Annotated in this window: 11 protein-coding genes; 1 reads left to right on the top strand and 10 read right to left on the bottom strand. The window is 30.6% G+C overall.

Features of this window, described 5'->3' with window-relative positions; translation table 11 throughout:
- Window positions 1-147: 147 nt before the first annotated feature.
- Window positions 148-1,152, top strand: a complete 1,005-nt coding sequence (locus tag NNC19_RS11290) for a 3-oxoacyl-ACP synthase III family protein (RefSeq protein WP_310938754.1) — start codon at window positions 148-150, stop codon at window positions 1,150-1,152.
- Between the two features lie 72 nt (window positions 1,153-1,224).
- Here NNC19_RS11290 and NNC19_RS11285 read toward each other — a convergent pair whose 3' ends face one another.
- The 10 genes from NNC19_RS11285 to NNC19_RS11240 form a co-directional block, all read right to left on the bottom strand.
- Complete coding sequence (locus NNC19_RS11285; protein ID WP_310938753.1) at window positions 1,225-2,934, bottom strand: methyl-accepting chemotaxis protein; 1,710 nt, start codon at window positions 2,932-2,934, stop codon at window positions 1,225-1,227.
- A gap of 159 nt (window positions 2,935-3,093) precedes the next feature.
- Window positions 3,094-5,205, bottom strand: a complete 2,112-nt coding sequence (locus NNC19_RS11280; RefSeq protein ID WP_310938752.1) for a methyl-accepting chemotaxis protein — start codon at window positions 5,203-5,205, stop codon at window positions 3,094-3,096.
- A gap of 163 nt (window positions 5,206-5,368) precedes the next feature.
- Window positions 5,369-6,841 carry a YdiU family protein gene (locus NNC19_RS11275; protein ID WP_396136411.1) on the bottom strand — a complete coding sequence of 491 codons (1,473 nt, stop codon included), beginning with the start codon at window positions 6,839-6,841 and terminating at the stop codon, window positions 5,369-5,371.
- A gap of 247 nt (window positions 6,842-7,088) precedes the next feature.
- On the bottom strand, window positions 7,089-8,918 hold the full coding sequence (locus NNC19_RS11270; RefSeq protein WP_310938751.1) for a DUF6055 domain-containing protein: 1,830 nt from the start codon (window positions 8,916-8,918) through the stop codon (window positions 7,089-7,091).
- A gap of 214 nt (window positions 8,919-9,132) precedes the next feature.
- Window positions 9,133-10,332 (bottom strand): FprA family A-type flavoprotein, encoded by a 1,200-nt coding sequence (locus NNC19_RS11265; protein ID WP_310938750.1) that lies wholly within the window; start codon window positions 10,330-10,332, stop codon window positions 9,133-9,135.
- A 43-nt stretch (window positions 10,333-10,375) separates the two neighbouring features.
- Window positions 10,376-12,286, bottom strand: coding sequence for an acyl-CoA dehydrogenase family protein (locus NNC19_RS11260; protein WP_310938749.1), 1,911 nt, complete (start codon window positions 12,284-12,286; stop codon window positions 10,376-10,378).
- 369 nt (window positions 12,287-12,655) lie between these two features.
- On the bottom strand, window positions 12,656-13,450 hold the full coding sequence (locus NNC19_RS11255) for an ABC transporter ATP-binding protein (RefSeq protein ID WP_310938748.1): 795 nt from the start codon (window positions 13,448-13,450) through the stop codon (window positions 12,656-12,658).
- A gap of 1 nt (window position 13,451) precedes the next feature.
- The gene (locus NNC19_RS11250; protein WP_310938747.1) at window positions 13,452-14,459 is read right to left on the bottom strand and encodes an iron ABC transporter permease; all 1,008 of its coding nucleotides are present in this window, start codon (window positions 14,457-14,459) and stop codon (window positions 13,452-13,454) included.
- A gap of 1 nt (window position 14,460) precedes the next feature.
- Window positions 14,461-15,453 (bottom strand): iron ABC transporter permease, encoded by a 993-nt coding sequence (locus NNC19_RS11245; protein ID WP_310938746.1) that lies wholly within the window; start codon window positions 15,451-15,453, stop codon window positions 14,461-14,463.
- The gene (locus NNC19_RS11240) at window positions 15,440-16,384 is read right to left on the bottom strand and encodes an ABC transporter substrate-binding protein (protein ID WP_310938745.1); all 945 of its coding nucleotides are present in this window, start codon (window positions 16,382-16,384) and stop codon (window positions 15,440-15,442) included. The genes NNC19_RS11245 and NNC19_RS11240 overlap by 14 nt, the downstream gene beginning before the upstream one ends.
- Between the last annotated feature and the right edge of the window lie 132 nt (window positions 16,385-16,516).

Raw genomic sequence — 16,516 nt, 5'->3', positions numbered from 1 at the left:
ACAAGAATCTTTTATAATATTTACTTAAAGTTGCTTTTAACACTTTACATGAAAAACATAATTCAATTCAGTATATTTATATAAAAAATTTCTAAAAATAAGATAATTAAAAAATTATTTTTAATATATAAAGGAGAGATAAATGAAATGAAACTTTATAATGCTGTTATTAAAGGTATTGCACATTATCATCCAGAGAACCAAGTAGAAAATGATTATTTTATTGAACATTTTGAAAAACAAGGTGAAGATATTAGGCCTTTACTTTCAAGTACTGGAAGAGAGACTAGATATATTTCAAATGATCCTAATGAAACTATAGTTACTATGGGGATTAATGCAGTTAAGAAAGTTTTAGAAAAAACTAATGTTGACCCACAGGAACTAGGTATAATAGCCTTTTCCTCTGGAACTCCTGAGTATTTATCTCCTACTAATGCACTAAAAATTCATGATGCAATACGTGCTAGTAGTAAAGCTTCAGTTTATGATATAAATTCTAACTGTGTTGGTATGATAGTTGCTTTAGATCAAGTTAGTAGAATCATGAGAGATAATCAAAGAATAAAGTATTCACTTGTTGTTGGCTCTGATCAACTTAATAGATTTTCTAGATCTACTGAATCTATAACTTATGCCAACTTTGGTGATTCAGCTTCTGCAGTTATTTTAGAGAATGTTCCAAATACTGACCATGGATTCATAGATTCAGATGCTTATACTAATTCAATGAATAATGATAAAATTCTTTTGCCTGCTGAAGGATTATCTTCAACAATTCATGATTCTGATTTGGATGTAAAAGATAAATTAGTAAAGTGGGTCCCATTTAACTTTGATGGTGCTTTTTATAGTGCTAAGATTTCTATAGAAGAAATCATTTCAAGAAATAACCTTACTAAAAATGATATAAAAAAATATTTTGTTTCTCAGTTTGCTATAAAAAGTATTGAACAAATATGTAATGAACTAGGTGAGGATATAGCTAAATTCCCATTCATAGGAAATGAATTTGGCTACACAGGTACCACAAGTCCTTTTTTGGCTCTTGAAAGATCTATTGAAAATAATGAGCTTAATCATGGAGATTATATAATATTATGGTCTGTAGGAGCAGGTACTACTTGTGATTGTGTTTTATATAAATATTAAAATAAGACCTGAAGTTAACATATTATCTAACTTCAAGCCTTAAATAATTCAAACTTTAGCTACTATGCAAATTTAAATTTTAAATTTGGATATTTGCTCTTTCAATACCTCCACCTTTTCTTTTGCTGCAACACTTTGATCTAATACATTATTTGACTTACTATTAATACTAGCTGCTTTGCCTGCAATTTCTGTAGTTCCTTCTGCCCCTTGATTAGTTGCTTGTGCAACCCCATCTATAGTTTGTAACAAATCTGTTATAGACGCTAATAATTCTTCTGAAGTAGCACTAAAATTTGTTACAAGCTCATCTACAAAATTAGCATCATCACTATATTTTTCAGTAACTTCCAAAATAGTCTTATAATCTTTATCTATATTTGTAGATATAAATTCTAAAAGTCTATTGGCATCACCTGAAAGACTATTTACTGATTGAGTTACTTTACTAGTTATACCTTGAATTTTCCCTACTGCTTCTTTTGACTCTTCTGCAAGTTTCCTTATCTCTTCAGCAACAACTGAAAATCCCTTACCTGCTTCCCCTGCTCTTGCAGCTTCAATTGCTGCATTTAAAGCTAGAAGATTTGTTTGTTCTGTTATTTGCATAATAGAATCAGACAGAACATCAATTTCTCCAACAATTTTAGATTCATCTATTGATTTTTCAAGTTTATCTCTAGTACTTACTAATATTCCAAAAGTCTCTTTTTGAGCTTCTGATATATATTTTTTTGCATCTTCTGCTCTACTACTTATTTCTCCAACTTTAACAACTCCATCTTCAGATTGATTTGCTATTGATTGAACTGCCTTTTCTATTTCTTCTGATGTTGCTGACATTTCCTCTGCTGAAGCTGCTGTTTCTTCCATTCCTGCTGATAGTTCCTCTGTTGTTGCTGATATGCCTTCTATATTTATATTCAACTCAGACATATCTCCTTTTATATCTTCAACAATGCTACTTATACTATCAGAACTTTCATTTACGGAAGTAACTATATCCTTTATGTTAGCAATAAATTTGTTTATACTTATAGCTAAATCATTTATTTCATCTTTTGATGAAACCTCTATTTCTTGAGTTAAATCTCCACCATTCTCTGAAAGTTCGTCTAACTCATTTTTCAAAATACCAAGTGATTTAACTATTGATCTAATAACAATAACCATTACTATAATACTAAATATAATAATACTGCTTATAATAATACTACTTATTTTTAATGTATTACTATACTGCTTGTCTCCATTTGCACTAGCTTCATCTGCTAACCTTTTATTTAGATCAGATAGCTTTAATAATTCACCTGATGCACTATCAAATGCTTCTTTACTTTCTTTATTCATTATTGTCATAGCTTCCTTTGTCTTTAATTCTCTACTAAGGGCTATAACTCTTTCATGTAAAGTTAAATACTTAGTCCAATTTTCTTCAACCATGTTAAATAATTCTTCATCTTCTTTAGTGGTTATAGTTTTCTTATAATCTTCAAATTTTTCTTCAATTTTAATTTCTAATTCATTTATTTCTGTCTCTTTTAAGTCCATTGTTTTTTTATCATCAGCAATAATATGTTCATACTCAATTATCCTAAAATCAGATGTCATTGTGTTAAGTTCTTCAGCATATTGAATACCTGGAATAACTTCATTTGATATATTAGTTGATATATCATTTATATTTTTTAAATTAATTGAAGAATAAATCCCTAAAAAAGCCATAACTAAAATTAAAACCGAAAAAATAGAAATTAACTTTCCTTTAATTGTTCTTAACAAGTATGTTCCCCCTCTGCAGTATATAAATTTATAAATTCTAAAACTTTCTGTAATGATAATATCAATTTTCGACTTTAATTTCAAATGTTATTATCTTTTACTATTGGAATTGTAATTGTATTAATTTCATTTCAAAAACACCTTAACTATTATCTACCACTATATGTTAAACCTTGTTATAGCTACCCCTAAGTTCTCTGCTGATTGGGAAAGAGACTTCGCTTCTTTCGTTATCTCTTCTAATACAGCTAATTGCTCTTGACTTGCTGCAGCTGTTTCTATACTTGAATTAGCATTTCCTTTTGCTGTTGTTTCAAGTTCTTCAATATTTTTAATAACTTGTTTATTTTGTGTTGAGATTTCTTCCATAGATACTGACATTTCCTTCGTTTTCATACTCATATTTGATACCGCATATTCAATCTCCTCAAATACATTACTTACCTGATTTGTTCTATCAATACCCACTTTAACTTTTTCCGCCTCATTTTCTGTAGATGCTACCGCTTTAATCATCTCATTTTGAATATCCTGTATTAAAGAAGAAATTTGCTCTGCAGAAATACTTGATTGTTCTGCAAGATTTCTTACTTCATCAGATACAACTGCAAAACCACGCCCTAGCTCTCCAGCTCTTGCAGCTTCAATAGCTGCATTTAATGCTAAAAGGTTAGTTTGTTCGCTAATCCCCTTAATAATTTCTGTAATCTTTCCTATTTCTTCAGAATGTCTACCCAGATTCTTTATAACACTTGCTGTCTCCTGAGTTCCTATACTGATTTCATTCATCTGATTAACTACCGATTGTACTATTTCAGTGCCTTTTTTTGATGCTTGAAAAGCACTTTGTGATAATTTAGAAACTTCTTCTCCATTAATTAAAATATTACTAATACCTTGTGACATTTTTGAAATAGAATCTGTAGCTTCATCTATACTCTCCATTTGTTCACTAGCTCCATCTGCTACTTTCTGTAATGTTAAAGATACTTCTTCTGCTGCTTTTGCTGTTTTACCAGCACTTAATACCATTCCTTCTGAAGATACTGCAACATGTTTTGATGCATCTTTTATCTTTAAAACAAGTTCTCGTAAGTCCTTTGACATTTTATTGAAATAGTTGCTAAGTTGTCCCATTTCATCTTTACTTTCTAGATTAGTTGTAACTGTAAGATCCCCCTCTGCTATCCTACTTGTAGCTAATTGAATATTGGATATAGAATCTCTAATATTCAAATAAAAACCTATAAAAATATATATAAGCAAAGCTATTGTAATAAAAGAAAGTAAGTACATAAATACACTTTCTTGAACAAGGCTTTGTTTTTCACTTACAAGCATATCATCAATAACTTGGAAAGTTTCATTGTATAATTTAAATACTTCATCGATTGCTACTGTGGTAGTATCATAATATTTTGTTGCATCAAATGTTAAGTTATTCTTTTCTTTAATTATGTTTTTCTCTAATATTTCTACAAGCTTATCTCCTGCTTCTCTTGAACTTTTATCAAGCTCATATAATGATTTTTTTGCATTTGCATTTTTTTCATATACATAATTTAATTGCTCTGAAGCTCCCTTTAATGCTGAAGATATAGATTTTGTTTGGAATACTAACACTGAAAAATCATCCTCAGTCATTGATTTCTTGGCTAATACCCCTGAACCTTTTCCTCTAGCTTGTCCCATATACTCTGTTCCCACAGGAAACTTATTTATTATACAATCAACTAAATAATACTTTTCTAGATTTGAATCTGGAAAAAGCTGTGTTTTTTCTGCTACTTTTACATTATATTTAATTATTTTATCAATTAATTCTGTATGCTTTTTAAATGAATCTGCTTGAGCTAAACTTAAATTTTCTTTTTTTAAATTCTCCCATTGGTCCTTTATTTCATTCCAATCATCTTGTATGCTAAATTGTTTGCTATATTTTTTAATTTCATCATCTAATACTAAGATTGATTTATCTATTTTAGTTTCTACTTCATCAATTTTTCCTTTTACATCTGTCCTTCCCCCAAGATATGTGGATGATGTTCCACGATGTTGAGGCATGTACATTATTAAAGGAGTTATCTTCTCACTTAATTCTAATCCTATTTGTTGATTTTCTAAAACCTCAACTTTCCCATTTAAATCTTTCAAAAATGTTAATTGAACAAAAATTAAAGGAATAATAAAACATAACAAAATTAATAAAAATTTAGCTGAATATTTTAATCTTCCTAATAATACTATTGCTGGTTTAAAAATTGACTTCACTTTATATACCTCCATATTTTAATTATCTACAAACATTTCACATTATATTATTCGACACATTATTATATTTCTTGAGATATTTCTTTCTTCATATTATGGTAAAAATTAAGCCCAAGTAAAAAATACTTGGGAATTAGAAATTATATATTTTTTATTTCATTGATTAAGTTCCACAAAAAGTTCTATATTGAGCATTTGTTTCTGGCAACTTTGAATATTCTATTTGTTCAGGAGAATATGAATATGGTCTTGAAAGAACATTTAGAAGCTTATTCATAATACTGTAATCACCTTTTTTAATTGCAGCATCTAAAGCCTCTTCTACTCTATGATTTCTAGGTATTACTGCTGGGTTACTACTTTGCATCAAATGTTGTGATGACTCTCTTGTTTCTTGTTGCCTACCTAACCTATCTCTCCATGCCTCATACCATTTAGTAAACTCATCACTTCTAAATAATATTGTATTTTCAAAATTTTCAAAAGTTAATTCACAGAATGTATTTGTATAATCTGCCTTATATTTCATCATTATATTAAGAAGTTCCTCAATAAGTTGTTCATCCTCAATTTCTTCATTAAATATCCCTAACTTTGCTCTCATTCCTGCTAACCAATTACTATGATACAACTCTCCAAAACTTGAAATAGCATCTTGAGCCAGTGTAACAGCTTTCTCCATATTTTCATGTAATAATGGCAATAAAGCTTCAGCCAATCTTGCTAAGTTCCAAACAGCCATGTTTGGTTGATTTTTATAAGCATATCGCCCCTTAATATCAATTGAACTAAATACTGTTGCTGGATTATATGTATCCATAAATGCACAAGGTCCATAATCAATAGTTTCACCACTAATAGTCATATTATCAGTGTTCATGACCCCATGAATAAAACCTATTAACTGCCATTTAGAAATTAATGATGCTTGCCTTTTTACAACTTCTTGAAGAAAAAGATAATATGGATTTTCTTCACCACTAATTTCTGGATAATGTCTCTGTATTGCATAATCAGTTAAAGCTTTTAACTCATCTATAGTTCCCCACTCTGAAGCATATTGAAATGTTCCAACACGTATATGACTATCTGCAACTCTTGTAAGAATTGCTCCAGGTTGTTCCTTTTCTCTATATACTATCTCTCCTGTTGTTACTACTGCTAAACTACGTGTTGTAGGGATTCCAAGGCTATACATAGCTTCGCTAATTATATATTCACGTAGCATTGGTCCAAGTGCAGCTCTTCCATCCCCTCCACGTGAATATGGTGTTCTTCCTGACCCCTTAAGTTGAATATCAACTCGATTTCCTAAAGGAGTAATTTGTTCTCCAAGTAACAACGCTCTTCCATCACCAAGCATGGTAAAATGGCCAAATTGATGTCCCGCATAAGCTTGTGCAATAGGTATAGCCCCTTTAGGTATTTTATTTCCAGCAAATACTTCTACACCACAATTACTTTCTAGTTCTTTTACATTTAATCCAAGAGGAGTTGCTAACGTCTGATTAAATGCTACTAATTTAGGTGATGATACTGAGGATAGATTTACTTTTGAAAAAAACACTTCTGGTAACTCTTTATAACTATTCTCTAAATTCCATCCCATTTCTATTTTTGATTTCATATCTATCAAGCTTATTCTCTCCTTTCCATTCCTTCTATAATAATTTTTTCACTAAAATAAAATTATTATTTAATCTAATATTTAATATGAATATTCCTATTTAGTTTTTTCTTATGATTAATAATTATTCTAAAAACTTTAAATACAAGCATCTTATATAAAAATAGATCATAGTTTTTCTGTTATTCAAACCTATTAATATTAAAAGGAGCTATTTACAATACTCTATTGCAAATAGCTCCTTAATACTTTATATTTAATTTTTAGCTTGTACCTTCCACTCTAAAATTCCTGTAGAAAAACTTCCATTAGAAGTCATCTGAATTCTTATTGAATTTGTATTTACAGGTGTAAATGTTGTAGTGTTGTACTTATTAATAGATGTTCCAAGTCCTGAAGGATTCTTCACATCAGCCCATTTACTTCCATTCCAATACTGAATTTTATAAGATTTAGGTACATCAACACCTTGATCATCCTTAAACCAATATACATCACTTTGAGATATTGTATAGTTCTTATCAAATTTATATTGAACCCATTGAGTTCCAGTTTGAGGCCAATTTCCATATACTAAATGTGTTCTATCATTTGAACTTGTTGGATCAAACCCATCATTTAAAGCACTTACATTTTCCCAATCTGAACAATATGATGTACTAGCTACTGCTTTAGATGCTATATTATTAACCTTTTGCGTATCTGTTCCTGTACCACTAGTTGATACTTGTACTTTATATGAATATTTTGTTCCTACAGCATTAATATCAAATGAAGTTAAATCAAGCATTTTATCAGGTGTAGCACAAACTACAAGATAAGCTTTTTCTTCATCTCCTTGAAGATTTAAAGTATTAACTCCACTATTCCACATTGTAGAATATCTTGTCTTACCATCTCTTGTTTTAGTTACAATACTTGCACGGAAATCTGCTCCTGAAACTGACTTATCCCCTTGGAAGTTTACTGACACTTGCTTGCTATTCATATTAATATTAAGAGGTATAATATTATATCCACCTTGCTGTGGAGCTCTTGAATCTGGTACCTTAAGCCATCCATCACTAGTACTTTCTAAAGTTGTATAAATCTTATCATAATTTGAACTGTCTTTAAGAAGGTCATTTAAATAATTTAAATAGCTAGATTGTCTCTTGAAGTCCATAGTTACCATTCTTCTAGCATATCCACCTAACATATCTTTTGTTGATGTTCCTGACAATCTTTGAAGCTTGTCAAACATTATATCATTATTACTATCATGAAGCATTTTTCTCATTACATCCATACCTAATCCAGTCATATTATCTGGATTTTCACTTACATATAATAAAAACGGCCAAGCATCATAGTAATTTTTCAAATGTGGAAAATAATAATCTGAATTTAAAACTATTGGTTGAAAGAAATCTGAAGTAGGCCCATAAACATTATTCCCATATTTATAATAAGTACTTCCTAGATATTGATCTCTAAACCAATTCGCCAATGTCTCATACCAAGGTGAAGCTATTGTTCCTCTTTGATGCATAGTAATAGCGTGAGCATATTCATGAGGAATTACCCAACTAGGTGGATCCACCCTCATAGCCCCTGGCTCTACAGCTAAATAAGCAAATCCATTTGCATCACTTGACATATAAGCCCAATCACTTTCTATTTTAGACAATCCTGTTTTATTTATGTATAGATTTGTTTTATAGTGAGTACTACTAGAATTTATAGGACTATTTACAGAAACACTAGTGTCATCTAGTCCCATTACGTTAACATAAAAATCTCTAATAGTCTCTAAGTTTTGAAGATTCCCTTTAACTAACTCCTCATTAACAGTACCTGTTTCATCGTTCTTTCCCCATATAATTTGGAAATGTTCTGAAGACATCCTGTTAACTGACTTGTCACTTAAATCATAAAATGGATCTCTCGCAACATAAGTACTACTTACAGCTTGTTGACTCACTGCAGTATTTTTTTGAGATGAATTAGTCTTAGATACTGCTGCATTTACATTGGTTATAGAACTTAGAATAGTAGCAGATAAGATAATTCCCCCTAAAAGTTTACATAATTTTTTTAAAACCATTTAAATCCCCCCAGACATCTGATTTACTATTATTTTATAACGTTTACTTAAAATTAACAAGCAATCTCAAGAGTAAAAAAACATCAATCACGAAACACACCTATATTTAATGCTACACACAATATACCAGTTATGTGATAAACTAGCATATCTCTAACCAATAAAAGAACCAACTTTGAATTATAAAGTTGGTTCTTTTATATACTTTTTCACATTACTTCATTGATTCAATAATACTATCAGCAGTAGCTTCCATTAACTCAGAATCCTCTTCTTTCATAATGGAATTTAATGATACTTCATTCTCTAAGATAGTCATTTCTTTCATTTCATTCAAAAGTTCATGCATCAATTTCTCAGATTGAGGTGCCCATGATCCATTTTCTATAAGGGTAAATGTACGTTTTTGGAGATTTAAAGCCTTCATATCCATTATATAATTAAGCATAGGTGGATAAATTTTTAAATTATAAGTTACAGAAGCCAAAACTACATGACTATATTTAAATGCTTCAGAAATTAAGTATGAAACATGAGTATTTGAAACATCATACATCACTACATTTGTCATTCCCTTTTTAACTAACCTTGTTGCCAAATCATTAGCCGCAGCTTCTGTACCTCCATACATTGTTCCATATACTATCATTACTCCCTTCTCTTCTGGTTCATATCGACTCCATTTATCATATTTATCTAATAAATATCCAAAATCATTTCTCCAAACTAATCCATGTAACGGACATATATACTTAATATCAAGTTTACTAGCTTTCTTTAAAAGATTTTGAACATGTGGTCCATATTTTCCTACAATATTTGTATAATACCTTCTAGCATCATCAATCCAATCTCTATCATAATTAACTTCATCGTTAAATAATTTGCCATCTAAAGATCCAAAAGATCCAAATGCATCTGCTGAAAATAGTACTCCATCAGTAGTATCAAAAGTCACCATAGCTTCTGGCCAATGTACCATTGGAGCAGATACAAATACCATCTCATGCTTTCCAAAGGACATACTATCTCCTTCTTTTACTTCAACTACTTGATCTCCAACATTAAATCCAAATTGTCTCATAAACATAGCAGCCTTTTGTGTACATACAATTTTTACATTAGGATAACGAAGAATAATTTCTTCAATACATGCTGCATGATCTGGTTCTACATGGTTTATTACCATATAATCTAAATCTCTATCAGCTAAAACTGACTTTATATTCTCAAGAAATTGACGACAAATTGACCAATCTACTGTATCAAATAAAACTGTTTTTTCATCTAAAAGTAAATACGAATTATACGAAACCCCTCTTGGAATTGGATGAATATTTTCAAAAAGTGCAAGCCTTCTATCATTACCTCCAATCCAATAAAGATCTTCAGTTACTTTTCTAACACAATACATATATTTAATCCTCCTTTACATTTAAAATACATAATTATATAAACTATACTTCTATAAACATGGCTTTTTCTTCACTGCAAGCTGGGCAAGTCCATTCTTCAGGTAAATTTTCAAACAATGTACCTGGAGCTATATCTCCTTCCTTATCTCCTATTCCAGGATCAAACTCATAGCCACATCCATTGCATACATAATGTTTCCATACTGGAGCAGTTTTCTTTGGAATTGCTCTCTTCATCTTCTTCATTGGTGGAGCATCTTTCTTTAGCTCTCCATTGTCCAAAGCAGCAGTAAGTAATGGCAATACCTCCTCTAAATCTCCAACAATTCCATAATCAGCATTCTTGAAAATTTTTGCATTAGCATTATTATTTATTGCAACAATTGTTGTAGCATCTTTTATTCCTTTTAGATGTTGTCCTGCCCCTGAAATTCCACAAGCTATATAAAGATTTCCCTTAAACTTTTGTCCTGACATTCCTACATAACGATTTAATGGTAGGTACTTTAAAGTTTCTGCAACTGGCCTTGATGAACCAATTGCGGCTCCTGCTTGAACTGCAAGTTCTTCTATTAACTTCATATTTTCTTTTTCACCTATACCTAAGCCAACACTAACTACTCTTTCTGCTTTGTTGATTGGAGTATCTATTGGAATTCCAACTGTAAAATCATATCCATCCTTTTTAAGAGATTCAACAAGCTCATTAACTCTCTCTTCTAAAGTTCCTTTTTTCAATATTATCTTCTTACGATAGCCTGTTGCTGGTTCAGATTGCAAGTTTTTAACCTCACCCTTATTACTTTTTGGCATCTTACCTATAATATGAGCAGCTATAACAACTCTCTGAATTTCATTGGTTCCTTCATAAATTGTACAAATCTTTGCATCTCTATAAGCCCGTTCAACTTCCATGCCTTTCAAATATCCACTTCCACCAAATATCTGAAGAGCATCATTAACAATCTCAAGACAAACATCAGAAGCATATTGCTTACACATAGCAGCCTCCATACTATAAGGTTCATGTTTTCCTTTTAATTCTGCTGCACTATAAACAAGTAATCTAGCTGCTCTTAACTTTGTAGCCATATCAGCTAATTTAAATGCTATACTTTGTTGTTGACAAATAGGCTTTCCAAATTGTACTCTTTCTTTTGAATATTCTAATGCATGTTCATATGCTCCTTGAGCTATACCAAGAGCTTGAGATGCAATACCAATACGACCACCATCTAATGTGGACATAGCAATCTTGAATCCCTCTCCCTCTTTTCCTAATAGATTTTCTTTAGGAACTTTTACATCATTAAAAATCAATTCTGCAGTAGCTGATGATCGAATTCCCATCTTATCATAATGCTTGCCAAAAGAAAAACCTTCCCATCCTTTTTCTACGATAAATGCACTTATCCCTCGAGTTCCTATCCCTGGTGTTGTCACAGCAAATACAACATATATATCTGCTTCACCACCATTTGTAATAAATATCTTTTCTCCATTTAGAATATAATAGTCACCATCTAAAACTGCATTAGTTTCTGTTCCACCAGCATCACTTCCTGCATTTTCTTCTGTAAGTCCAAAAGCACCAAGTTTCTCTCCTTTGGCTAGTGGCACTAAGTATTTCTCCTTTTGTTCATCTGTCCCATATGCAGCAATTGGGTATGTCCCTAAAGATGTATGGGCAGATAGAATTACCCCTGTTCCTCCATCTATTCTTGATAGCTCTTCAACAGCAATTGCATAGCTAATTATATCTAATCCTGCTCCACCATACTTTTTAGGATATGGTATCCCTAACACTCCCATTTCAGCTAACTTATGCACTATTTCTGAAGGAAATTTATTTTCCTGATCCAGCATAAAAGCAATTGGCTTAACTTCCTCTTCTGCAAATGTTCTAATTTTTGCTCTCAAATTTTCATGTTGTTCTGTTGTCTTAAAACTCATAAATACACCTCCCCAAATTTACATAGCTCATTAAGCTAAATAATTAATTCATAAAACTTTTTCATTTATTTTTACTACTTTTACTTTTTTTACCACGTAAGTTAATTGTATACCTATCGAGTATACTTTTCAATTCTCATATTTTTCTTCTTTTTCTCTAAATAAACTAGAATCTCTTATTAAACTAATTTATATTTTTATTTAACCCTTTTTCTTAATTTTTAAAGCAAATACTCTACAAATCATTATCAAGTAATAACTTTTATTCTTTAAATCAGTTATCTTAAAAAAATATGCGATTAGAAGTATTTCTAATAGCATATTATAGATTATATTTAATATTCCTACTATTCCATTTTATAATGCACACTAAAAAAATCCCCTTACAAGCTCATAATCTATACAAATTGGATAACATTTATTTTCACTTAATTGCAATTTAACATCTATCCCATAGATTTCTTTTAAACTTTCTTTAGTTATGACTTCCTTAGGATTCCCATTACAAATTATTTGCCCCTTTTTTAATCCAATAATATTACTTGCAAATCTACAAGCATTGTTAAGTTCATGAAGTACTATAACAACTGTAATATTCTTCTTTTTATTTAATCTTTCTAGAACTTCTAATACTTCTAATTGATAAGACATATCTAAATAAGTAGTTGGTTCATCTAGCATAATTATGTCTGTCTCTTGAGATAAAGTCATTGCAATCCATGCTCTTTGTCTTTGTCCTCCAGATAAGTTCTCTATTTCTCTATCAGCAAAATCTTTAAGACCAGTTTCCTCAATTGCCCAATTAATGACCTCTTTATCATGGCTATTAAGTCCACCTATCATCTTTTGATAGGGAAATCTTCCATATGCAACTAATTGTTTAACAGTAATACCGCTTGGACAAGTTGGTCCTTGGGGTAAAAAGGCAACTTCAGTAGCAATATGTTTTTCTTTTTGATTTTTTATGTTTTTCTCATTTATAAAAATTTCACCACTTTTAGGCTTTATTATTCTAGCTATGGTTTTTAGTAGTGTTGATTTTCCACATCCATTTGCTCCAATTATTATACTTAATTCACCCTTTGGAATTGAAAAACTCATATTATCTATTATTAAATTTTTTTCATAGGCCACTGATAAATTTTTTACACTAATAGCTTCCATATTATTTCTCCTTCATCATTAAATAAATAAAATATGGTACTCCTAAAATTGAAATTGTAATTCCTACTGGTATTTCAATTGGAGAAAATAAATTTCTTGATATTGCATCTGCAAATAAAACTATTACTACACTTATTAAAGCAGATGCCAACAGGAAATTTTTATGATAAGGTCCTACTAATTTTCTTGCCATGTGAGGACTGATTAATCCTATAAATCCTACATTCCCTGCAAAGGCTGTTGCTCCCCCAGCAAGAATAACTGCATAGATTAAAAACTTTTTTCTTTCTCTATTTAAATTTAATCCAAGACAAGTTGCATGTTCATCAGAGAAATTCAACACATCTAGCTTTTTATAATTTAGTATTGTTAATATAAACATTATAATCACTAATGGAATTATTATTTTTGCATAACTCCAGCCAGCTCCCCAAAGACTTCCTGAAATCCAAACCAAAACTCTGTTATAATCACTAACTCCACCTCTAAATGTAAAAAATGTTATAAAGGCATTTAATCCTGCATTTATTCCTAGTCCAATCAATAGCAATCTTCTTGGTCTGATTTTATCTCTACTTGATAGAAAATAGATTAAAAACGCTGAAATCCCTGCCCCTAAAATAGCCATGAAAGGTAATATATAGATAGATAAACTTCCAAACTCACTATAATAATTTGAAGTTTTCAATGATATAAAGATTACAGCTGCCACTGCTGCTCCTGCATTTATTCCTATTATCCCTGAATCTGCCAATTCATTTTTTGTTATAGTTTGCAACAAGGCTCCAGCTGTAGATAATGCTATAGCTACAGAAATTCCAACTAACATTCTAGGCATTCTAATATCTAAAAGTGCTGTGTTTTGAAGCTTGGTACCTTGTCCAATTAAAGTGTTTATAATTTCTATAGGTGATATTTTATAACTCCCCCAGCTTAGATATAAAAGGAGAGATACTAATAACAAACTAAATAATATTAATGCTGTTATCTTAAAGTTGACTTTTTTCATATTAGCCTTTCTCCTTTCTTGCTGCCATTATAAAGAATGGAACTCCTATTAAAGCTGTAAATATTCCAATTGGTGTTTCATATGGACTATAAAATAACCTTGCAGCAATATCAGAATAGGTTAAAATCACTGCTCCTAATAAAAAAGAACATGGTATATTTTTTCTATAATCTTCTCCTAATATTTTTCTTACTATTTGAGGAACTATAAGTCCAACAAAGGCAATATTTTTACCAACAGCAACTGCTGCTGCACACATTGGTATAATAACAATTAATGTTATTAATCTTATCTTTTCAGGATTTTGTCCCAGGCTTATTGCTACATCATCCCCTAAACTTAATATATTTATTTTATTTGAAAGTAAAATTCCTATTATTAATCCTATAATCCCAACCACTGCAACTAATTTAAAATCAGCCCAAGTAGCATTACTAAACCCTCCAGCAACCCAAAATGCTATTAATTGAGATTTATTTGTTAAAAGCCCTACAATAGTTGTAAGAGAGATAAAAAATGTACTCATAGCTGTTCCTGCTAATAGTATTTTTGTGATTGAACTATTATTAGCTTTTCTTGATATAAATCCTATAACTATAATTCCGCTAATTAATGCTCCAATAAATGATGCTATCATTACATTTGTAGTAGTTATTGAAATTCCAACTGCAAAAAATATTGCCACAACTAATGTAGCTCCTTGGCTTACACCAAGGAGGGAAGGTTCTGCTATTGGATTTCTTGTAGCTCCTTGAATCATAGCTCCTGTTGCTCCTAAAATCCCACCTGTCAGCAATACACAAAGTACTCTTGGAATACGGACATCTCTAATTAACACAAGTTCAAGCTTTTCAGTATAATTAAAGACACTATGCCATATTTCTGAAATTCCAATTTGGGTAGCTCCTAGACTTATGCCTAGAAACACCCCAATTAATAGAATAAAAATACTACAAACTATAAAAGTTATTGCACCTTTATTACTTTTTACCATTTAACATCTCCATTGCTTGGTCTAAAAGTAACTCTCTCCCTACAGAACTATATCCTTGATTAAAGTAAGGTGATGAAGGTAATTTAAGAGTTTTTCCATTTTTCACAGCAGGTAAGCCATTCCATATAGCATTCCCTTCCAAAGTCTTAAAATCTTGATCTGTTCCTATAACAACTATATAATCTGCTTTAATTTCTGCTAAACCTTCATAAGTTACTACTGGTAAACTTATATCACTTTGCTTTGGCATACCTTGAGGTTTAACTAATTCCATATCTTTATACAAAATATTTCCAAGACCTGCTCCATCAAATACATAGAATTTTCCATCACTAGCTAAGAAGGAAAGGTAAGTTGAATCTTTACCATAGGTTTCTTTAACCTTCTCCCCAACTTTTTTTGCCTTTTTATCATAGTTTTCTAACCAAGTTTTTGCTGCTTCTTCTTTATTAAATACTTTTGCTAAAGTCTTAACATCTTCTTTCCAATCTAAAGCTTCTAACTTAATCATTACTGTAGGTGCAATTTCACTTAATTGCTCATACATTTTTTCTTGTACTGTTGAGATTATAATTAAATCTGGCTTTAAATTCATTATTGCTTCTACATCCATAGTATCTTGCATACTATAGCCAAGTATTTTAGCATCTTTTAATGTACCTTCTAAATATGTAGGTAATTTTTTATAATCATATGCATCACTATTAGCAGTACCTATTACGTTGTATCCTAAAATGGATAAAGTATCACTATTTCCACTTAAATCTACTATTCTTTCTGGTTTTTCTGGTATTTCTACTTCTCCTTTAACATCAGTTACCTTAACTGTTTTGTTTTCTTCCTTTACTGTAGAAGTATTTGAACATCCAACAAAAAGCATTGATGTTATACATGCAACTATAAATGTTTTTAATACTGATTTTCTTGCCATATCTTATCTTCCTTTCAGAATTTATATTCTATATGTTTTTACTAAGGTAATTGTACTTGATATTCATTATCAATTCAATCTTTGAACCTAATTTAATTATTTTTGCATCTTATTGGATTATTCTTATTGTGC

The organism is Clostridium sp. SHJSY1 (genome assembly GCF_031626875.1).
Lineage (GTDB): Bacteria > Bacillota > Clostridia > Clostridiales > Clostridiaceae > Clostridium.
The sequence above is the reverse complement of the archived record's forward strand: the minus strand, read 5'-3'. Positions and strand labels throughout refer to the sequence as shown.